Raw genomic sequence first — 21,397 nt, forward strand, 5'->3', positions numbered from 1 at the left:
ACAAATAAAAATCAAAAACATAAAATAATTCTATAGAATAATGGAACAAAAGAGTGTAAAAAAATTAAACACCTAGTGTACGATATCGTACAGTTTGACGAGGAAATGTAATGACTATCAGCGATAAGGCAATTTTAGTTGTCGACGACAACAGCGAAATTCTCGTCGCCACGAGAATGTTGCTCAAACAATATTACAAAAAAGTCGTGACGCTAGAGAATCCCCACGATATCGCTAAAACAATGTCGGAACAGGACTTTGCTCTGATATTGCTCGACATGAACTTTACTCGAGAATCAACCTCCGGCGCCGAAGGATTCTACTGGCTAAAACAAATAAAAGCCTTGGATGAAGATGCCGTGGTAGTGCTCTTCACCGCCTATGGCGACCTAACGATGGCGGTGGATGCCATCAAACTTGGCGCCAACGATTTTGTCCTCAAGCCTTGGCAAAATGAAAAGCTACTCGCAACGGTTGCCAATTGCATCGAGTTGAGCGAACAACGACAAAAGTCTAAGAAGCTCACGCAAATCGCACAAATCTCAATGGCAGCGCAAAACAAACCATTCGAGCATTTAATTGCCTCGAGTCCAGCAATGGAGCAAGTTTTTCAAACCATAGAAAAGGCCGCCAAAACCGATGCCAACGTCTTAATCTTAGGCGAAAGCGGCACTGGTAAAGAAGTCGTAGCCAGAGAGCTACATAAACAGTCTTTACGAAAAGACAATACCTTCATGTCTGTCGACATGGGCACGATAGCCAGCTCTTTGTTCGAAAGTGAATTGTTCGGCCATATGAAAGGCGCATTTACAGATGCGAAAAGCAATAAGCCAGGTCGCTTTGAGCTTGCGGAATCCGGTACATTATTTTTAGATGAAATAGCCAATATTCCGCTCGAGTTACAGGGCAAGTTACTTACTGCGATTCAAAATCGAGTGGTTACACCGGTAGGAGGCAGCAAACAAATAGAGGTTGATCTGCGCCTTATCACCGCAACCAATATGAATTTGTATGACATGGTGCGCGAAGGCAGTTTTCGTCAGGACTTGTTATACCGCATTAATACCGTAGAGCTCACACTTCCAGCACTACGAGATAGACCCCAAGATATTCCGCTACTTATTGAGTTTTATGCTGATCTATACAGCAAAAAGTACAAGCTCACGTGTAAAACGGTCAGCGACAAAATGATGGCTGATTTAGTCAAGTATCAATGGCCCGGTAACATCCGAGAATTACAACACTTGGTTGAACGCGCTGTTATTTTATCAGACTCAACCCAATTGCAGTTTCAGCTCGCCAGTCCAGCGGCAAGCTCTGAGGAGAACGCGGGACTTCTTGACACCTATAACCTCGCAGAAATAGAGCAGCACACCATAGAGCGTGCGGTCCGAGACTTTAAAGGAAATATCAGCCATGCAGCTAAAGCGCTTGGGATCACTCGAGCGTCACTGTACCGTAAAATGGAGAAGTATGATGTGGAATAATAGCCTCGTTCGCATGGCCATTTTTCAACTCGCAGCCATTTTATTCGCCACACTTGGTGTGCTGGGCTTTCTCCACAGCTACGTCTTTTTGTTTAGTGGTTTATCCATTGCGATTGCAGTCCTATTCACAGTGCTGTCTATTGCCACGCTGAAAAGACAAAAACAACAATTCGAAGAGGTGTTTACTGCGCTCAAGTATCAAGATGGTAGCTTTAGAATTGATAATAAGCACCCAGTAAGTAAGCAAGCACTTACAACTTGTAACGAGCTTATTCAGAAAGCTCAGCAAGATAAAACCAAGCAGGCAGAGCTCGTCACCACATACGAAACTATGCTACAACACATAGAGGCTGGTCTTATCCTTATCAAAAATGACCACACCATTTTGATTTGCAATAACAGCGCAAAGCAATTGTTGGATATTCGCGGCGCAGAATCCGGATACTCACTACTTGCAGCACACCCAGAGCTTGAACAAGCCAAAGTAGGTAGTCACATCGCCAAAGACTTACTTTTTAAATATTTTACGTTTTCCAATCAAGGCAGTCAGTATCAACTTTGGCTTTTCACCGCGATTTCAGAGCAGCTTGAGAGCACCCAAATCGAGTCTTGGCAAAAGCTGATCAGAGTGCTTATCCATGAAATAGGAAACTCCGTCGCACCGATTTATTCGCTCTCCAATACGCTAGTTAATATCACCAATAATCAGCTAGCTGAAGCGGTAACAGACCAAGAACTCGTTGAAGACTACCTACAAAGTCTGCAAGCGATTGGTATTAGAAGCCAGTCTTTACTTGGCTTTATTGATAACTACAGAAAGCTCACACATATTCCTGAACTTGACCTCCAACCGCTTGCGATACAGACTTTATTTGACGACATTACGCCGCTGATAAAAAGTGACTTTCGTGACGCCAATATCACCCTACACTTTGACGTGACGCCCGCTGCGCTGAGCATTAATGTTGATAGAAAAATGATAGAGCAAGTGCTGCTCAATCTACTAAATAACGCCAAAGATGCCATGAAACATAACAACCATGAAAAAATAGTGACTGTATCAGCAACGATTAATCGCTACGGCAAATGTGAGATCAAAGTTGCTGATAACGGGGAAGGAATAGAACCCAGCGCACTTGATAAAATATTCGTACCATTTTTTACCACAAAACCTCATGGTTCAGGAATTGGACTTGCACTCAGCCAACAAATTATCCATCGCCACAAAGGGCGGATCAGCGCGACTTCTGCAGCAGGAAAAGGGAGCTGCTTTAGTGTCTTGCTTTAGTGCTTTTCTTTTTGTTAAAGAAAAATAGCAACAACAAGGAATTAGTCATGAAACTTCCACTTATCGATAACGCCGAGGCAGAGTATATTCCAGCGTTTCTTACCAAGGCAGAAAACCACTCACTGTATCAGTGGTTAATCAAGCACTGTGATTTATCTCAGCCTGAAATCATCACCTTGCCTAACGGTGAAAATACAGAGATTAGACCCTGGAAAATGATGTTTGTAGAGCCAAGGCTCGAAGATCCAGCGGTATTTCCTAGCTATCATGGTAGACGCCAAACTTGGCCTGATTTGATTGCATTGATACAGCAGCGATTACAGACTCAAATAGGTATCGAATTTAGCGTCTGTGTCTGTATTTTTTATCCAGATGGTGAAGAATACATGGACTTTCACAGTGATCTGTCCGCATTTGGGCCAACTAATGTTATCGCTTCTCTGAGCTTAGGTGCCGAGCGCTTGTTTCAAGTTCGTCATCAAGAAAATCCCGATGAGCAATTTGAACAGCTGCTAGAAGACGGTTCGTTATTCATCATGGGAAATGGCTTTCAAACGCAGTTCCAACATGCCGTACCTCCTACACCTAAAGAGATTGGTGCTAGATTCAATCTGACCTTTAGGCAGTTTGCTTGGCCCAATATTACGTAGGTGAACGATGAAAGTGGGGTTTTATCAATTTGCAGTCAACTATGGCGACCCTCAATGCAACCGGACAACCATAGAAAAAACTTTATCACAGGCTGACTTTGATCTCATCGTCTTACCCGAATTATGTACTTCAGGTAGCCTCTTTCTTTGCCATACTCATATGGAGGAAATGGCAGAGGAGTTATCCGACAGCACGACTATCAGCCTGCTTCAATCTATCGCACAACAACAACACGGTACTATCATCGCTGGCATCATTGAGAAGGCAGGCTGTGAGCACTTTAATAGTGCGGCTATAGTGGGTCCAGAAGGGATTGTTGGCGTACATCGCAAGGTTTTTTTAGCACCGCCCGATAAGCGCTTTTTTCAATCAGGTAATGCATTCAAAGTGCACGAAGTAATGGGTATTAAAGTGGGTATTTTATTATGTTACGACATCTGGTTTGAAGAGGGGCTGACGCAACTCACCGATCAGGGTGTACAGCTCATTGTGAACCCTTCAAATTATTGTGGCGAAGACAGCCTTGATACAATCATAAAACAAGCCAAGAAGTATAAAGTCCATATTATTTCAGCCAATCGCCTAGGAATGGACCACAGCAATGGCACGGGAATTCAATTTATCGGCCAAAGCCTTCTTGTGAGCCCTAATGGAGAGGTACTTATACTCGGCGATGCAGAGGAGCAGCTTATCACAACCGAAATAGACTTCTTGACCTCGTCATAAAGGTAACGAGAATTATCACCTTCAGGAGCTGCTCAATTTTGGTTTTGCATCCACTGCAATTCTTGATATTATCGCAACTCGTTGGGGAGTAGCCTGCTTCCAATGCTCGGAAGAGTTCGTATCAACATAATTGGCCACATGCCATGGTGCGGACACCTCTCGGTTGGCGAGACCATCGATATATCCATGCCTGTGGTCGGGCGTGTGGATGTATCGTGGACTCAAATCGCCCGACCGGAGCAATGTAAATGAATTTCGTCACCCTGCTACTGTTAGCATACGCCATGTCTACCGATGCGTTTGCCGCGGCAATCGGTAAAGGCGCCAGCCTAAAATCACCTCGGCTTACCGAAGCCATAAAAATCGGCCTTATTTTTGGGATTATTGAAGCCAGTACACCGCTGATTGGCTGGTTAATAGGACAATCTGCAGCTGGCTATGTCGAGGCTTGGGATCATTGGATTGCGTTTATCTTATTGTTAGGACTTGGCGCTCATATGATTTATGAGAGCCTTAAGGGTGACGATGATGCACCAACGCAACACGCAAAGCAGCCTTGGTTAAAAACCATTATCACAGCGTTTGGCACTAGCATTGATGCGATGGCTGTCGGTGTCAGTCTCGCATTTGTTGATGTGAATATATGGCTCGCCGCTGCGCTCATTGGCCTTGCCACCACCATGATGGTAACAATTGGGGTGATGATTGGGCATTCGGCTGGAAAGTTTCTTGGTAGTCGAGCTGAAACCTTTGGAGGGGTGACCTTAATCTGTGTGGGAACTTGGTTGCTATATAGCCATCTTTCGATTTAATCTGACTCGCAGAAAGAGCGGTATATTTACCGCTCGCTTACTTATCCCTTTACCTTAGGGCTAATGGCTTTTAAGCCTTTTTAATCGCTTTTTTCAGCTTTTTGATTTTCGCTTCATGCTTTTCAATCTTTGCTTTACGCGCTTTCAGCTCTTTTTTAAGCGCTTTAACATCGCTTTTCTTCGCCATAACTAATCTCCTTTGGTTGTTTTGCGAACACCTACTACCATAGCAAAGTGACTGACAATATCAAACTACACCTGCGCTACTGCGTTACCTGCAACCTAATAGTGGTAATTTTGACCAAATACTATTTTGTACAACTAAATATTAGTAAATAAATAGAGTAAGTTGATATTAAAAAATACTAACCAATTGTTTTATAAATGATTTAATGTTGGCTTGGTTGTTGCTACTCTAACCACAAATCAAGAGAACGGAACCAACCATATGTCTGTACCATTAAAAGATAGACCTCTCGAATCCGTCAGGGAAGAGGTGATTGACCAGTTAATTCTAAATTACAGCCACGGTGAGCTTTCGGCTGATGCATTCGAGAGACGATTGGATAAAGCATACGACCTGAACGAACAAGAACAAATTGCAGCACTTAGTGCTGATTTACCGCTCAAGTCGGATGCAAGATATCACAGCGAAAAAGCCGCTCGTTTGGGTCCAAAATTTACCTCAAGCGTAGATGGTGCTGAGGCAATAAGCATTACCTCTATACTTAGTTCCAACCATCGCAGTGGCGAGTGGGTCGTACCTAAAGAGATCCACCTAAAAAACTACCTTGGCAGCTTGGAACTAGATTTTAGCAACGCAATTTTTAGTCACCCTGAAGTACATATTTATATAGATTGCATTTTAGGCAGTGACGAAATCTTTGTACCAGACACAGTCGACGTCGTCACCGATATTCGTAATATTATGGGTTCAGTAGAAAACACAAGAAATACGCTTGCATCTGCAGGACAGGTGAAACAGCGTCCACGAATTTATATTCACGGCAGAATGATTTTGGGTAGCATTGAAGTTAGTGTAAAACGCTCGATGAAAGCGCAAATAAAGCAATTTGCCGACGGCCTTAAATCCCTATTTGGTGACGGCACGAAATCCAAAAGCTAAAGCTTTATAAAAAACCCCTTGGCATCAAGTTCAGGGGTTTTTTATTATCCGAATAGTAAAGTAACCTTTTTACTTCTCTACCGGAAAGCCTCTATCACGCATCAGCGCCTCAACTTCAGCGTCACGACCTCTAAACTTGCGATATGCTTCAGCAGGATCCATTGAGTTGCGAACTGAGAATAGGTAATCTACCAAACGCTGTGCAACGTCTTTGTCGTAGAAGCCACCTGGCGCTTCTGCAAACGCTTCTGCAGCATCAGAAGTTAATACCTCAGCCCACAGGTAACCGTAGTAACCCGCTGAATAACCTTCACCTGAGAATACGTGACCAAAGTGAGTTGTACGATGACGCATCACTACCTCGTCCGGCATGCCGAGCGCACCTAACTGAGACTTTTCGAATGCAACGGGGTCGCCGATCTTGTCAGGATCTGTGGTATGGAAAAGCATATCCATGATAGCCGATCCAAGGTATTCAGTCGTCGCGAACCCTTGGTTAAAGGTTGCTGACTTCTTGATTTTCTCGACTAGTGCTTTAGGCATAGGTTTGCCTGTTTTATAGTGAACTAGGTAACGATTGATCACTTCATCTGTCGCCAACCAACGCTCCAATAACTGAGATTGAAACTCAGTGTAGTCGCGCACGCCAGAGTTTGAACTTGGATACTTCACGTTTGATGAAAGCGCATGCAGCGCGTGACCAAACTCGTGGAAATAGGTTTCTGCATCTGACCAAGAAATTAAGGTCGCTTCACCTTCTGGTGCTTTCACAAAGTTGGAGTTGTTTGAGCTAAGCACATTTGTTTTACCATCAAATGTTGTATGGCTACGATATGATAAGGCCCACGCACCAGAGCGTTTACCTTTACGTGCGAACGGGTCTAAATACCAAAGACCGATATTATCACCGGTGGTTTTGTCTGTTACTTCCCATACACGAACCTCAGGGTGGAACACTGGTACTGAGCCCTTAGGCACTTCGGTGAACTCAAAGTTAAACAAACGGCCTGCAACATAGAACATTGCTTCGCGCAGATTGTCTAGCTGTAAATAAGCTTTAACTTCATTCGAATCCAATTGGTATTTAGCTTGGCGAACCTTCTCTGCGTAGAAACGGTAATCCCATGGCTTAATGGTGATATCAGCGCCTTCTTTGTCGGCGATCGCTTGCATGTCAGCAACTTCTTCTTTCACGCGCGCAATTGCTGCTGGCCACACTTTTTTCATCAGCGCCATCGCGTTTTCAGGCTTTTTCGCCATGCGATCTTCAAGACGCCACTGCGCATAATTATCGTAACCCAGTAAGTTAACGCGCTCATGTCTAAGCGTTAAGATGTCAGAGATAATCGCTTTATTGTCGTACTCATCACCGTTGTTGCCGCGGTTATAGTAGTTGTTCCATACTTTCTCGCGTAACTCACGCTCTGTTGAGTAGGTTAAAAATGGATCCATTGACGAGCGAGAGTTGGTGATCGCGTACATATCCGCCTTGCCGCGTGCTTTTGCAGCGGCCGCTGCCGATGCAACAAACGACTCAGGCAAACCTGACAACTGCGCTTTAGTGAGGTAAACCACGTAGTTTTCTTCATCTGCAAGGACGTTATTTGCAAACTTAGTATGTAGCTTTGATAGCTCAAGATTAATGTCTGCGTAACGCTTAGCGTCTTCACCTTTTAGCGTCGCACCATTGCGAGCAAAGCCGTTATAACGCATCCAAGTGATACGCTGCTCTTCTGCCGTTAACTTTTTATATTCTGCACCTTCATAAACGGCTTTTACACGTTCAAAAAGCGCTTGGTTTTGGGTGATTTTAGAGCTGAATTCTGAAAACTTAGGCACAACTCGCGATTGGATTTCTCTAAACTCTGGGCTTGAAATGTTTGCACTCCAAAGACCATAGTAGGTAAAAACGCGATCCAAAGCGGCACCCGCTCTTTCAAGCGCAACAATGGTGTTCTCAAAAGTTGGTTTAGCTGGATTGTTAGCTATTGCTTCAATTTCTTTCAAATTATCAGCCATACCAATTTCAAGCGCAGCTTCTAAATCTTCAAGCTTCATTTTGTCAAAATGAGGAACGCCTTGATAAGGACCTGAAAACTGCTGCAAAAGCACGTTATCATATTGCTTACTTTGCAGTGATTTTACTGGTTCTTGGCTTTGGCCTGCAGTGCCCGCACAACCCGCAAGGGCTAAACATACGGCTGCACTTAATAATGTGATGGAAGGTTTGAACATATTGTTTCATCGCTTGTTGTTATCGTGGGTAAGATATTACGGATCGTCTCTAAAAGTGCAATCGCTTTGCGGGAGAAACAAGGTTCTCTGCGATAGAGCAGAAAAGCTAGAGTTCATAGTAGCTTAAAGACACTAAAACGACAGTGAGTAGAGTTTTTTCATGGGTTGTTACAATTTACCTTGAAAATTTAACTAAAATCAGCCAAGTTAGTAAAAAACTGATCTGTGAGAAGAAATAATGGAAGTTGGTATTTTTATCTATGACGGTGCAGAGTGTTTAGATTTCTGTGGCCCGTTTGAGGTATTCAACACCGCAAAGCGGTTTATCGAAACGCCAATTAACGTCAGCCTTGTCGCACCAAGTCATGTTCCTGTTACCTCGCGTGGCGGCATGAGTGTAAACCCCCATTACAGTATCTACTCGCATCCAAAGTTTGATTTGCTCATCGTAGTCGGCGGGCTTCATCACCAAATTTGCGGAGATCACAACGTACTTAATTGGCTTGCAGAAACAGCGAATCATACCTCTCAGTGCGCATCTGTTTGTACGGGTGTGTTTTTATATGCCGAAGCAGGCCTTATTGATGGCAAGCGAGTCACCACTCACTGGCAGGATATCGACGATTTGAGAGAGCAATATCCCTCTTTAGAAGTCGTTGAGGACGTAAGATTTATGATGGATCAGAATTTTACTAGCTCAGCGGGTATTTCGGCAGGTATAGATATGAGTTTAGAGCTGGTGAAAAAACGCTTTGGGCAATCTATTGCAAGAAAAACCGCAACCCAAATGGATTATGACTGGCCTAGAAGTTAATAATGGTGAATAACCTCACCATTATTAACGTTACCATGCGAATAGCTATTCACTACTGCTACCCATAAGCTCTAGCTCACTCACACGTTTTTTCGCAAATACGACGACTTTTTCGTATTCACTTTGCGCTTGTTCCAAGTGTGATTTACACTGCCCAGCTTGGTGTTCACGCGCATAAGTCTCTATTTTATCTAGCAAATCAAAGAGAGCTTCTGCGGCTAAATCACCAGCTTGACCTTTAAGTGCGTGACTGTATTTTGCCGATGCGTCGCAATTACTATTTTTGATACTCAATCTAAGCTGTTGCATTTGATTTTCAGAGTCGCTCAAGAATAAGGTGTAAACCTTTTTAAGTAATTCTTCGTCCCCAGAGATGCGCTCAAGCACGTCAGCTTCGTTTATCGGCATGCCTATTTGCTCTTCTGCCACGCTTTCAAACGGTTGAGTGAGCAAAGAGTCATCATCCTTAGCATGCACACCTAGCGTATCTAGCACGCCAAATAACTGTTCGACGACCACAGGTTTCGTCACAAACTCATCCATTCCTGCATTGAGACAACGTTCTTTTTCACCCGCAAGGGCGCTGGCAGTCATCGCAATAATGATCGCATCTTTATACTTATCACCACCTTGACCTTGACGGATCGCTCTTGTGGCCTGATAACCATCCATTCCTGGCATATTACAGTCCATAAAGATAGCATCAAAATCAACCTCTTGATGCTCAAATAACAGTAGTTTATTCACAGCATCTTGACCATCAACGGCAAAACTCACCTTACCACCTTGCCCTTCCAAAATGCCTTTTGCCACAATCCGGTTGATTTGATTGTCGTCTACCACCAAAAAGTGACAGCCCGCGACCAAGTTACCACTTAATGCGACTGTCTCACCTGACTTTTTCAAGCTAGGCTGTAACCGAATTGCTTTATTTAAGTCAAATAGCGCGACAAATTCTCCAACCCGAAGAGGTGAAGAGATATGCACTATGTTGTCAGCATCGTTAATATTCTGAAGTTCATCCCCCACTAAAATAAGTTTTTCAAAGTGATTTTGAGCTGATTTCATTTGAATATAATCTTGCTCATTGGTAATGATGCATATATCACTCTGCATCTCTTTCTCAAGGTACTTACCACCGCATTTAGCGATAAGCTTAGCGATAGAGTCTGACTCCAATTTGGTTTTACTGAGCACTGAGACTGTTTTACCGGCTAATACTTCAGGCACGTTGATGGGCTTAGTTTGCGCACTAGAAAAGGGTAATTCAAACCAAAACTTGCTGCCTTTAAACTTTTCACTCTCAAAATGAATATGGCCGAGCATTTTTTCAACTAACTGCTTACAAATAGAGAGTCCAAGGCCTGTGCCACCATACTCATTCGAGGTATTAGCGGATTCTTGGCTAAACGATTGAAATAGCTTGTTTTGATTAGCTTTTTCAATTCCCACGCCAGTGTCTTCCACAGTGACTTTCAGCCATACCGTGTCGTCTAACTGTTCTGTGGTAACGGTCAATTTCACATGACCTTTTTTAGTAAATTTAATCGCGTTACTAAGGAGGTTATAAATTATTTGTTTAACGCGCGCCGCATCACCGCACAGTTCAATATGCGCTACACCAGTTTGGTCCAAAATATAAGTGATACCTTGCTCTTTGGCTTTCGCCGACATAGACAGCGCGACATGTTCAATGACAGAGAGCGGGTTGAATGGTTCATTATCAATGTCCAGCTTACCCGCTTCTATCTTCGACAAGTCCAGTACATCATTAATTAACGACAAAAGCGTAGTCGAGCTCGTTTCCATCATTTCTAGGTACTTATGTTGGTGCTTAGTAACGGGCTCTTTTCTCACCAAGTTTAGCGACCCTAAAATACCATTGAGAGGCGTCCTCATTTCATGGCTGATAGTGGAAATAAATGCACTTTTCACTTCTGACGCTTTCGCTGCTTTATCTCGAGCCTTCACCAGCTCTTTGGTACGCTCCTTCACCTCTTGCTCCAGTCGTTCATTTGCACCAACTAACTGTGCTTCCGCTTCTTTTTTCACAGTGATGTCTTCAACAAATAGTGCAACCCCCTGAATGTGCCCACTCCCCCCATAGATAGGTGATAAACTAAGTGATAGCCAGATGTTTTCATGGGCGTTCAAGTCTAGTTGTAATGACTTAGACTCCACCACTTCGCCCTGTAAAACCATATTGGCATAGTGAAATAAAAACTGATGCACAGCCTCTGGCAAAAACTGTGGGTTGTTACCTAAATGACTGTTATTCAGCAGCTTAAAGAAGCGCTGTGCTGACTCGTTAAAGCTGGTGAGCTTTAAGTTGCTATCAAAACCAAGGACACCATCTGATGCACCATCTAAAATCGCCTTAAACTCTGCTCGCGTTGAATCGAGCGCACGTAAACTGCTCGTATATTGCCAAAATGCAAAAAAGACGAGAGCGAATACACCGCAGGCAATAGCGAGTAAAACATAGGTGGTTAATCGTTTTTCATTGAGGCTTTGCTGATAAACAGCAAAAGGGATAAGATTAACGAGCTTAACTTCTAAGTTATTAAAGTTAGCCCCTTCAACCTTGCTAATTAGCGCTAAAAACTGCTCCCCAGTTTGCTTATCTTCCACCAGTTGGATTTTATTGGACCATGGCGTCACGCGATATAATGTTTGAAAGTTGATTTCGGGGTTTATATCTTTGCTGTATCGTAGCGAAAACTCGGGATGATAAATAAATGAGTCATCTGCATCTAAGACCATCACTTGTTGCATACTTGGCGCTTGAGAGACAATTCTGTCTATCATCTTTTCAGCATTGGTATTAATTACCAATATACCAAATAAGTCGTTATCTATATCGTAAGTCGGTAAAGTAAAACGTTTGGTTGGTTGAAAAGGCGTAACAATTTGTCCGTGCTCGCGATTTAAGTTGATTGTTGTGGAATAGATAGTACGTTCTGGCAGTTGCAGTGCTTGAACGTAATAGTCGTGCTTACTTTTATCTTGTAATTTGCTATCAGGGACCGTGATCACTTGGCCTAGCTGTCGCTCAACCCTAACCATTTCCATCCCAGAATGGGCATCAAGTAAACGGATTTGGTTAATGCCATCATAGGAATATAACATTGACCTAAAAATCGTACTTAGTCGTGCCCGCCAAACATCTAGCTGAGTGTTTTCTTGAGGGTCGATACCATCGTTTTTTTCAGCTCTGGCGATACCCTGAATAGGCGGGGTGTCTAGCAGAAAATAAAGAAACCGGCGATTGTCGTCGATCTCGCCCAAGTAGATATTGTTTTGTGCCGAATGAACCTGCTCTAAGCGCTGATAAAAGCTCTCGTTCAGGTCGCGATGGATACTATTTTCAAAATATAAGATGGCACTCACCATCACGGCGAGCAGCAGTACAATAGCGCCCTTAGCAATATTGGAAGAAGACACATTTTCTCCTTGGACAGTGGCCTGACTGTTAGGCATAAAGACCTAAAATGCGTTTGCACTAAAGCACAAGGAGCAACTACAAGCAAACGCATTATTAAATCTAGTCCAAATAGAAACAAAGACAAAGATTACTTACCCTGCAAACGAGATAAGCGGGTAGGTTATTTACACCGTGATCCCTTTACGGTTATGAAAACGGTGATAATCAATGCTTGGCCCTTCTGGTACTACTTGGGTTGGATTGATCATCGTATGGCTAAAGTAGTAGTGCCTTTTAATGTGGTAAAAATCAACCGTATCTGCAATACCTTGATGTTGATATAAGTCACGCACATACGCAGAAATATTGGGGTAATCTTCGATTTGCTTAATGTTGCACTTGAAGTGACCATGATACACGCTGTCAAAACGGATGAGAGTCGTAAATAGTCGCCAGTCGGCTTCCGTTAATTGTCCTTTCACAAGATAACGTTGCGCAGCGAGTCTTGCTTCGAGCTTACCTAGCGCGTTAAATAACGAACTTACCGCATTGTGATAAGCATCTTGGGTTGTCGCAAATCCGGCCTTATATACGCCATTGTTGATATTGTGATAAACAAATTCGTTTATTTCATCGATTTCATGCTGTAGCGCCTCTGGGTAATAATCGGTGTCGTTTCCCGTTATCTGGTTAAAGGCACAATTAAACATACGAATGATTTCACTCGATTCGTTGCTCACGATTTGCTCCGTTTGTTTATCCCAAAGGACTGGCACCGTAACTCGACCCGAATAATTTGGGTCGTTTTTCGTATACAGCTGATGCATAAAACTGAGCTGATACAGGCTATCACCGACTTCTGCACGCTGACTGGTAAAACACCAACCTTGGTCTAACATATCAGGGTCTACAATCGATACATCAATATGCGCCTCTAATTGTTTAAGCTTTCGGAAAATAAGCGTTCTATGAGCCCAAGGGCATGCAAGAGAAACATACAAATGGTAACGTCCAGACTCGGCTTTAAAGCCCGCTTTACCCGTTGGCCCCGCACTGCCGTCTGCTGTTACCCAATTTCTTAGTTTTGCAGACTCACGCTCAAACTTGCCTTGGCTACTTTTTGTGTCATACCACTTATCGTGCCATTGACCGTCAATTAATAATCCCATGTAAACCCCCTATACAATATCGCCGAAGCGTCCTTGTTGATAATCTCTTACCGCTTGATGAAGCTCCTCTTGGGTATTCATCACAAATGGTCCCATATGCGCTATTTTTTCATTAATCGGCTGCCCTGCAAGGATCAAAAAACCAACATCACCCGTCGCGAGGAGATCAAGGTTTTGGCGTGGGTCAAGCTCAAGCAACGTTTGCTCCCCATGGTTTTCAAATCTGCCCGAATGAATGTAGATCATCACCTTGCCAAACTGAGCCAGTTCAAGGTGCAATTGACTTCCCGCAGTTAAGGTCACATCTGCAAGAGCTCCCTCCCCTGCAAGAGACTGTAATGACGATGTAAGCACTTCGCCCGCCACTTGCCATGTGCCAGCCAATGCTTTGAAATGACCAGCTTTTGCTATTGTTTTTTGTGGTGCAGGGTGCTCAGTTGTATCTTGATATCTAGGCGCTCGCATTTTGTCTTTTGCCGGCATATTTAACCAAATTTGAAAGCCATGCATGCCTTGTGCGTCACTTAGCGGCATTTCTGAATGCACCACACCACGCCCGGTACTCATCCACTGCACATCACCGCTGCGAATGGCTTTGACATTACCCATTTGATCTCTATGCTCAAAGCCGCCTTTGCGAATATAGGTAAAGGTTTCAATGCCTCGGTGTGGGTGCGGTGGGAAGCCAGCCATAAAGTCACTGCGATTATCTGATTTCAATTCATCAATCATGAGATAAGGATCTAGGGCCTGTTGACCTTTGCTGTTTGACTTTTGTTCTCCTGAGTGTGTTTTGGTCGCGACGCTCGACTTGCCGCCTAGTAATCTAGGCAAAAGTTGAGCAACAATGAACAAAGTGCACTCAGGTGAACCCGAAGGGCAGCGCTTGATTGGCATTTCTACTGTGTTATCGCCTGACTCACATAGAATAACTATGCTACGCCGGCTCTGCCTTGTATAAATACCAATCAAACTACTGCAAAAACAAACTTGAAAGATAAACAGGCCCTAGACTCTTGCCGTCAAATCCAGCAATGCGGTTAATATTTACGCCAGCACCATCTTGTGTTGCCTGTGCTTTGTTAGTTCGAATAATTTTCATAATAGCTCTCGGGTTAACCTGAACTTGGAATAATCAGTTCAGCGCAATTATTTAATAGTTAGCCTACCAAACCTGCGTGAGAATAAAATTAGTCAAATTTGGCTATTTCGTTCTATTACATCGAATGATTGTTCCAATCTATTACAACGCGTGGTCATACTGGTCAGAACAGTCCTTAACATTGCTCGCATCTAACAATTTTTAACAGTATTTACACAATTATCTGACAAGCTTGTGAAGCTACAATTTAACCCTTAATAGGAGCAAAGGATGAGGTCCCTAAGTTTATTGTTTGCGCTGGCACTACTTGCGGCGTGTAGTTCAACAAGTCCGGTAAGCGTAAATACGGTTGCAGGTCCCCCAACGAATCTTACGGTTGAGATCACTGATGTGACCAATACCGATGGTCAAATGCTAGTGCTGTTATTTGACAACAGCGCTGACTACCACAGCGATAAAAATGTGAATGATCCAGACGCTCACTTTTTCCGCAAGCTGATTGTCACACCGCAAACCCCTACCACAACGGTCACTTTTGAAGGCGTGCCTGCAGGCCAGTATGCGATCCACGTGATCCATGACGAAGATGGTGATGGCGGCATGGATCGGATGATCTTCCCATTTACCGGTATGCCAAGTGAGCCTTATGCGCTGTCGAATAACATTCACGATAGCTTTTCAAAAGGCGATTTTGAAGAGGCTTTGTTTACTGTAAAGGCCCCTGACACTAAGATCCAACTTGCCCTCTCTACGCATTTATCAAAAATGACAGGGCTGTAATGCTTGAATACTCACAGGTGCAGCAATGCCTGTGAGTTCTCTTTTTAAGTTCTGACATTTGTCATTTTATTTCCTGACAACCCTCACTCACGCTTCATCTTATAGCAGCGCATACTGCAAATCGTACAGTTCAGTAGGAGCGAAGACGGTGAGCAACGCCATTGAGTTATCAAATATCAGTTTTGCATACAACAATACTAAGCCAATATTAGCAGACCTAAACCTTACGCTTGAACAGGGTAAGGTATATTCCATTCTTGGTCCAAATGGCGCGGGAAAAACCACCCTGATCAATATAATGCTTGGCAGACTAAGACCCACATCAGGACGAGTTTCAGTTCTTGGCCATCAGCCTGAGTCTGATTTTTGTCGCCAGCGCGTGGGTGCCATGATGCAGTTAGGCGGACTACCTCTGCAAACCAAGGTGAAGGAGTTTCTGGCGTTATTTGCAAGTTACCATCAAGCCCCAATTCCATTGGAGCGGTTAATTTCCCTCTGCCAATTAGCACCATTTTTAGAACAAACTTTCGATACCTTATCTGGAGGTCAAAAGCAACGACTGTTTATGGCAATTGCACTAGCAGGCAACCCCGACATTGTTTTTTTGGATGAACCTAGTGTTGGTATGGATGTAGAGTCGAGGCAGCAACTGTGGCAGGCCGTACGGACGTTAAAACAACAAAATAAAACGGTACTCCTTACCACACACTATCTTCACGAGGCAGAAGCATTAGCGGATGAATTGTTGGTGTTAAAAGAAGGAAAATGTACCAAGCTTAACGATATACCTGAACTTGCTAACACCTATCGTCGCTCACAAATCAAGTTCACCAGCGACCTGTCTGCTGCTGCACTGGTTAACGCACTTCCCATGATAGATCTGAATGTTAAAGGCGATCAGTTCACTATATTGACGGACGAGCCAAACCATATTTTGCAGCAGTTATTAGAGAAATTTTCTATCCGCAATTTGTATGTAGCCCCAATGAGCCTCGAAGAAGCTTATTTATCTCTAATGAATGCTAGGAGCGCTTAACCATGATAAACACAACATCCTTTATACTTGAAACCAAAACTGAACTCTTGAACACATTTAGAAGTAAGGGTTTTGTGATCCCAGCCACCCTATTTCCTTGCTTGTTTTATCTTTTCTTCGGCGTGGTGTTCAGTCATCATGACTCCCATAACTATATGTATATCAATTATCTGATATTTGGCATGATAGGACCTGCGCTATTTTCCTTTGGCGTTAACGTCGCCCTTGAAAAGCAAAATGGTTGGCTGATACTCAAGCAGCTCTCTCCCGTTTCTCCCTATCAGTATCTGCTCGCAAAATGTGTGAGTGCGACGGCTTTTTCATTGCTCGTAGCCTGCCTAATGAGCTTGCTGGCATTATTTTCTGGCGTGTCTTTAAGTTTAGCTCAATGGTTACTCGTGATTGCCATTGCCCTGCTCGGCACCTTGCCTTTGTGTATGTTAGGGCTGTTAGTTGGGCTGTCAGTGTCAGCAAAAGCGGCACCTGCAGTGGTTAATTTAGTTTACCTACCACTCTCCTTGCTTTCTGGCTTGTGGCTGCCTATCACACTATTTCCTGAAGCAATGCAATGGTTTGCTTGGCTGTTGCCCACTTTCCATATTTCCCAGTTAGCGCTTTCGACCATTGATACCACCTTGGGTTTTCCAATTTACCTCCATGTGGCCGCCCTAATTACACAAACGCTAGCATTATTTTTTGTCGCACAAATTAAATTTAAAAAGGCTTAACAGGACAACCAAAAGCGCACGGCCCCAACCCTGTGCGCTTTTATTTTGTAATTACTTAACCTGAGGTTTGGATAAGGAATGTTCCAACTCATTGTTGCTAAAGCACAACTTAGTTTTTTCCTTGTCTAGCCAGAGAGTTTTAGGGAAAACAAGGCGAATTTACGCACCAATAGCTGGCTATTGGAAGTGAATTCAACGCAGTTAGCGCTAAAACTGGCTGCTAGAAAGGCATTAATTATCCGCAGCTCAGGTTACTTACTCTCTACGAGCTTACTATCGATACTGAATTTACCAGCACCTGACACGGCAAGTGCGAGAAAGCCACCAGCCATTGCAATATTTTTAAAAAACATTAAGAACTGCATTTGGTCGGCCAGCTCAAAGTGAAACAGCAACGCACTGACAATACTAAACCCTGCAAATGCAATTGCTGTCAGTTGAGTAAATGCTCCCGCAAGAATGAAAAGCCCTCCTATCAACTCAAAGGCTATAACCAATGGCAGCAGCTCGCTTGGTAATCCGCTTGAAGCCATGTATGCAGCATTACCTTCGAAGTATTGGATTTTATTAATCGCAGCCAGTATAAAAATGCCTGACAGCCCTACTCGACCAAATAAAGATAATACTGATGCCATTGTACTGTTCGGTTTAATGATGTTAATTAGGTTCATGATACTTTCCTCGATAAATATAGACGGTATTGGATTGGCTCTCGGTGATGAGCCGTTAGAAGAAAGTATACGTTCGCTTTAAAATAATTAAATTAGTAAAAATATCACACATCATTCTATTGAAAAGAATTAAAGTTATCCAAACAGATTCGCTTCCAATAGGTAGTCAATAACCGCCCGTGTCCTAGGTGGAATTTGCTTACGTGATGGATACACGAGAGAAAACACCAGTTGCTCGCTACTTAACTCTGGACAGATCATTTGTAACTCCCCATGCTCAACTTCTTGCTTCACAGTAGAAGGCAATAACTGCGCAACTCCTAATCCTGCCACTGTCATTTGTTGTAACAGCATAGGGGAATTGCACCAATGTACTTGAGTTGGTGTAAAGTTTACGGCTTCACCGCCACGATAAAATTGTGTCATCCCCGTTGATTTAGCCTGCTCTAACAGTAACCAAGGTAACTGATTTAGCTGTGTGTCTTTGCTTGGTAAACCATGCAATGCTATCAGTTTAGGGCTTGCATAGAGCTTAAAACATTCTTGATGTAATTGCCTTGCAACCAGTGCGCTATCTTTAGGAAAGCCAACCCTGATGGCGAGATCTATTTGGTCGTTAATAATATCGCGCTTGTCATCATCAACGATGATATTTAACTGGATCTTCGGATATCGTGCAGTGAGCTCAGGAAGTTTAGGTAACAGAAACTTATGTGCGGTGTCGTGTGTCATGGTTATTGAGACCATACCATGAGGCTCTTTGTTATCGAGCAATACCTCAACATCATCCAAAATAGCGTGCAATGAATGCGCTTGAGCCAAAATGTCACGCCCCTCTCGCGTTAGCGTGAGTTGCCTCGTGCTACGCTGCAGTAGTCGAACGCCTAGCATGGTCTCTAACTGAGACACTTGTTCACTCACTCTAGAACGGCTAGTAGCCAGCTTTCGCGCAGCTTGAGCAAAGCTTCCCACATCCACAACCGTTGCAAATATTGCTAAGAGTTTTAGTGCATTTAAGTCTATTGTACTCAATTTCAGAACTCACCATACCGAATTAACCCACTTATGATAACAAAAATTACCACGCATAATAGCCACATCTAATACATTCTCGTTTTAAAAAGAGGTATACATCATGATCGCAATCACAGGCGCAACAGGCAAATTAGGTCAATTAGTTATCGAGTTTTTGGCACAGAAGATCCCAGCCAAGCACATTGTGGCTCTAGTTAGAGATCTCGATAAAGGAAAGGCACTTACCAATTTAGGGATCACGGTACGGCAAGCTGATTACGACAAACCGCACACACTTGACGCAGCACTTACAGGTGTTGAAAAACTGCTACTGATCTCAGGCAATCAGATCGGAAGCCGCACACCTCAACACAAAGCAGTTATTGACGCCGCAGTGAAAAACCAAGTGCGCTTAATTGCCTATACCAGTATTTTGAATGTGGACAATTCACCACTAAAGCTGGCTAAAGAGCACAAAGAAACAGAGGCGTATTTGAGAGCGAGCGGCGTGGCTTATAGCATGTTGAGAAATGGATGGTATAACGAGAACTACACTGATTTAGTACCTGTATTTACAGCAAATAATGCCATTACCTCAATCGCGCCGCAAGCTCAGATCAATAGCGCTGCTCGTGCAGACTACGCACTGGCCGCTGCAACCGTATTAACTAGGTCTGGCCATGATAATTCAGTCTATGAGCTGGCTGGCGATAACGCATTTACAATTGAAGGTTTGGCACAAGCGGTGTCAAAGCATAGTCAAGTTGAAGTAAAAGCAAAGTTTGTATCTGACGAAGAGTATTTGGCCTACTTAGTTGCTCTAGGTGTGCCCGCAGGTTTTGCCGCATTATTGGTTGACGCCGAGGCACAAGCACAGCAAGGATATTTGGCAACCCAGAGTAATACGCTCAGCCAGTTGATTGGTCGCCCGACCACAACGATGGCCCAATCGCTCGCAAAAAATTAAGCGTACTTTACCGCTGATATAGTGCACAGGCTTTGCTTGTGCACTTATTTTTTACTCAACCTTACCTTCTAAGGTTGATATCAATAAGTCTCGGCTCACTAGAAAACCACAAATGCTCACCACGACTAAAAAGATACCGTACATAGAGCCGATATAAACCCAGTCGCTTTGGCCAAACCAAAGGCTTGCACGAGTACCATCATTCACTAATAAGATGTTAACAAGAGACAGTGTGATCACGCTGCGAAAATAAATCGGTTTATCCATATGGCTCGCAAATGCTGCGATAATGAGGGAAAACAGGCATAAGTAGAAGCCTATAACGGAAAACGCACCAGGTTGCATACTAGGATAAAATGCGACGAGAGAAAGGAGTACAGCAGCCCAACCGGTAGTTTTGTATATCATTATCAAGTCCTTTGAAAATGTTAAAAAGTGTTCGTTATGTAAACGCGCAAATTATGAGGTAATACCCGTAATTACGCAACTAAATGGTGATAAATATTGGCTGATATGACCTTTATTCCTTAGTTTTAAACCTATCAGATTGCCTTTGATTTTAAACCTAATCCTAAAGCATTAATTGAAAATTTAATTAACGCATTATCAAGATGATAGCGCAGCTGAAACTCTTGTCTTTAACTGCGGTACACTGTCTTTTTCAAACCAGTCGTGCTTTTTTAACCAGATATGATTACGAGGGCTGGGATGAGGTAATGGCAAAAGACTTTGGCTGGAAAAATCAGCATTTTTTACCATCTCAGTTACTGATGAATATTGCGTTAAGTAGCATTTTTGCGCATATTGCCCAATAAGTAGTGTCAGCGATACGTGGCTGAGTGTAGCTAGCACCTGAGAATGCCACGTGGGCGCGCAGATTTTAGGTGGTGGTAAATCTCCAGATTTCCCTTTACCAGGGTAACAAAATGCCATTGGCATAATGGCAAAGAGTTCAGGGTTATAAAACTGTATTCGACTTACACCCAGCCAGTCTCGCAATCTATCTCCACTTGGGTCATTAAACGGCTGGCAGGTTTGATGTGCTTTTAAACCCGGCGCTTGGCCTATAATTAAGACTTTGGCCTTATAACTGCCTTGGATGATAGGTTTTGCCCCCATGGGAAGCGCTTTATCACACAGCTTGCACTGCCTAACACGTTCAAAAATATCCATCTTTCCTTACTTATTTTACCCAATGACACCAAGGGTCATTATGGCATAGCCATATTCAAAACCCCATTTAACCAACAAAACTTAAAGTGTTTAGTCGTTAAAACGACTCCACTCAACTTAAAACAAGTGCGAATCACTATCATTTAGATGCAAATTATTGGATAATATTCTATTACGTTTGCTGTCTTTTAAAG

General features: G+C 43.3%; 20 protein-coding genes and 1 riboswitch. Of the genes, 11 read left to right on the plus strand and 9 right to left on the minus strand.

Annotated features, from left to right (window positions below; all coding sequences use genetic code 11):
• The first annotated feature begins 110 nt into the window (after positions 1-110).
• The 6 genes from NO992_RS17115 (at position 111) to NO992_RS17140 (ending at position 6,090) form a co-directional block, all read left to right on the plus strand.
• Positions 111-1,487, plus strand: coding sequence for a sigma-54 dependent transcriptional regulator (locus NO992_RS17115; RefSeq protein ID WP_045965114.1), 1,377 nt, complete (start codon positions 111-113; stop codon positions 1,485-1,487).
• On the plus strand, positions 1,474-2,775 hold the full coding sequence (locus NO992_RS17120) for a PAS domain-containing sensor histidine kinase (protein WP_371379231.1): 1,302 nt from the start codon (positions 1,474-1,476) through the stop codon (positions 2,773-2,775). The genes NO992_RS17115 and NO992_RS17120 overlap by 14 nt, the downstream gene beginning before the upstream one ends.
• A gap of 47 nt (positions 2,776-2,822) precedes the next feature.
• Positions 2,823-3,425, plus strand: coding sequence for an alpha-ketoglutarate-dependent dioxygenase AlkB (locus NO992_RS17125; RefSeq protein ID WP_371379234.1), 603 nt, complete (start codon positions 2,823-2,825; stop codon positions 3,423-3,425).
• 7 nt (positions 3,426-3,432) lie between these two features.
• The gene (locus NO992_RS17130; RefSeq protein ID WP_371379237.1) at positions 3,433-4,152 is read left to right on the plus strand and encodes a nitrilase-related carbon-nitrogen hydrolase; all 720 of its coding nucleotides are present in this window, start codon (positions 3,433-3,435) and stop codon (positions 4,150-4,152) included.
• 71 nt (positions 4,153-4,223) lie between these two features.
• Positions 4,224-4,364: riboswitch (yybP-ykoY riboswitch) on the plus strand.
• Between the two features lie 36 nt (positions 4,365-4,400).
• Positions 4,401-4,964 carry a manganese efflux pump MntP family protein gene (locus NO992_RS17135; RefSeq protein WP_039495455.1) on the plus strand — a complete coding sequence of 188 codons (564 nt, stop codon included), beginning with the start codon at positions 4,401-4,403 and terminating at the stop codon, positions 4,962-4,964.
• A gap of 448 nt (positions 4,965-5,412) precedes the next feature.
• Complete coding sequence (locus NO992_RS17140; RefSeq protein WP_211856853.1) at positions 5,413-6,090, plus strand: LiaF domain-containing protein; 678 nt, start codon at positions 5,413-5,415, stop codon at positions 6,088-6,090.
• Positions 6,091-6,159: 69 nt separating this feature from the next.
• On the opposite strand, the gene NO992_RS17145 is transcribed toward NO992_RS17140, so the two are convergent.
• Positions 6,160-8,325 (minus strand): M3 family metallopeptidase, encoded by a 2,166-nt coding sequence (locus tag NO992_RS17145; RefSeq protein ID WP_340548684.1) that lies wholly within the window; start codon positions 8,323-8,325, stop codon positions 6,160-6,162.
• Positions 8,326-8,563: 238 nt separating this feature from the next.
• Between NO992_RS17145 and NO992_RS17150 the strand changes: the two genes are divergently transcribed.
• Positions 8,564-9,139: a DJ-1/PfpI family protein gene (locus NO992_RS17150; RefSeq protein ID WP_340548683.1), complete on the plus strand. Its 576-nt coding sequence runs from the start codon at positions 8,564-8,566 to the stop codon at positions 9,137-9,139.
• 45 nt (positions 9,140-9,184) lie between these two features.
• On the opposite strand, the gene NO992_RS17155 is transcribed toward NO992_RS17150, so the two are convergent.
• The 4 genes from NO992_RS17155 to NO992_RS17170 all read right to left on the minus strand — a co-directional run bounded on the left by NO992_RS17155 (position 9,185) and on the right by NO992_RS17170 (position 14,834).
• The gene (locus NO992_RS17155; RefSeq protein ID WP_371379243.1) at positions 9,185-12,583 is read right to left on the minus strand and encodes an ATP-binding protein; all 3,399 of its coding nucleotides are present in this window, start codon (positions 12,581-12,583) and stop codon (positions 9,185-9,187) included.
• A gap of 165 nt (positions 12,584-12,748) precedes the next feature.
• Positions 12,749-13,732 (minus strand): glutathione S-transferase family protein, encoded by a 984-nt coding sequence (locus NO992_RS17160; protein ID WP_371379246.1) that lies wholly within the window; start codon positions 13,730-13,732, stop codon positions 12,749-12,751.
• A gap of 9 nt (positions 13,733-13,741) precedes the next feature.
• A complete protein-coding gene (locus NO992_RS17165) occupies positions 13,742-14,629 on the minus strand; it encodes a pirin family protein (protein WP_371379248.1) in 888 nt (295 codons plus the stop codon).
• A 76-nt stretch (positions 14,630-14,705) separates the two neighbouring features.
• Positions 14,706-14,834 carry a hypothetical protein gene (locus NO992_RS17170; protein WP_371379251.1) on the minus strand — a complete coding sequence of 43 codons (129 nt, stop codon included), beginning with the start codon at positions 14,832-14,834 and terminating at the stop codon, positions 14,706-14,708.
• Positions 14,835-15,104: 270 nt separating this feature from the next.
• Here NO992_RS17170 and NO992_RS17175 point away from each other — a divergent pair, with 270 nt between their 5' ends.
• From NO992_RS17175 to NO992_RS17185, 3 genes are all read left to right on the plus strand, one after another.
• Positions 15,105-15,614, plus strand: a complete 510-nt coding sequence (locus tag NO992_RS17175; RefSeq protein ID WP_010376030.1) for a DUF2141 domain-containing protein — start codon at positions 15,105-15,107, stop codon at positions 15,612-15,614.
• Positions 15,615-15,762: 148 nt separating this feature from the next.
• Positions 15,763-16,650: an ABC transporter ATP-binding protein gene (locus NO992_RS17180; protein ID WP_045965105.1), complete on the plus strand. Its 888-nt coding sequence runs from the start codon at positions 15,763-15,765 to the stop codon at positions 16,648-16,650.
• 2 nt (positions 16,651-16,652) lie between these two features.
• Positions 16,653-17,378 carry an ABC transporter permease gene (locus NO992_RS17185; protein WP_371379255.1) on the plus strand — a complete coding sequence of 242 codons (726 nt, stop codon included), beginning with the start codon at positions 16,653-16,655 and terminating at the stop codon, positions 17,376-17,378.
• A gap of 251 nt (positions 17,379-17,629) precedes the next feature.
• Here NO992_RS17185 and NO992_RS17190 read toward each other — a convergent pair whose 3' ends face one another.
• Together NO992_RS17190 and NO992_RS17195 are read right to left on the minus strand one after the other, a co-directional pair.
• The gene (locus tag NO992_RS17190) at positions 17,630-18,049 is read right to left on the minus strand and encodes a DoxX family protein (protein ID WP_371379258.1); all 420 of its coding nucleotides are present in this window, start codon (positions 18,047-18,049) and stop codon (positions 17,630-17,632) included.
• A 135-nt stretch (positions 18,050-18,184) separates the two neighbouring features.
• Positions 18,185-19,081: a LysR family transcriptional regulator gene (locus NO992_RS17195; protein ID WP_010376038.1), complete on the minus strand. Its 897-nt coding sequence runs from the start codon at positions 19,079-19,081 to the stop codon at positions 18,185-18,187.
• 103 nt (positions 19,082-19,184) lie between these two features.
• Here NO992_RS17195 and NO992_RS17200 point away from each other — a divergent pair, with 103 nt between their 5' ends.
• A complete protein-coding gene (locus NO992_RS17200) occupies positions 19,185-20,030 on the plus strand; it encodes an SDR family oxidoreductase (RefSeq protein ID WP_371379261.1) in 846 nt (281 codons plus the stop codon).
• Positions 20,031-20,081: 51 nt separating this feature from the next.
• On the opposite strand, the gene NO992_RS17205 is transcribed toward NO992_RS17200, so the two are convergent.
• Together NO992_RS17205 and NO992_RS17210 are read right to left on the minus strand one after the other, a co-directional pair.
• Positions 20,082-20,438 (minus strand): hypothetical protein, encoded by a 357-nt coding sequence (locus NO992_RS17205; RefSeq protein ID WP_010605604.1) that lies wholly within the window; start codon positions 20,436-20,438, stop codon positions 20,082-20,084.
• A gap of 198 nt (positions 20,439-20,636) precedes the next feature.
• Complete coding sequence (locus NO992_RS17210; protein WP_371379264.1) at positions 20,637-21,203, minus strand: uracil-DNA glycosylase family protein; 567 nt, start codon at positions 21,201-21,203, stop codon at positions 20,637-20,639.
• Between the last annotated feature and the right edge of the window lie 194 nt (positions 21,204-21,397).

Origin of the sequence: Pseudoalteromonas sp. DY56-GL79 (assembly GCF_041414765.1) — a bacterium.
GTDB lineage: Bacteria > Pseudomonadota > Gammaproteobacteria > Enterobacterales > Alteromonadaceae > Pseudoalteromonas > Pseudoalteromonas piscicida.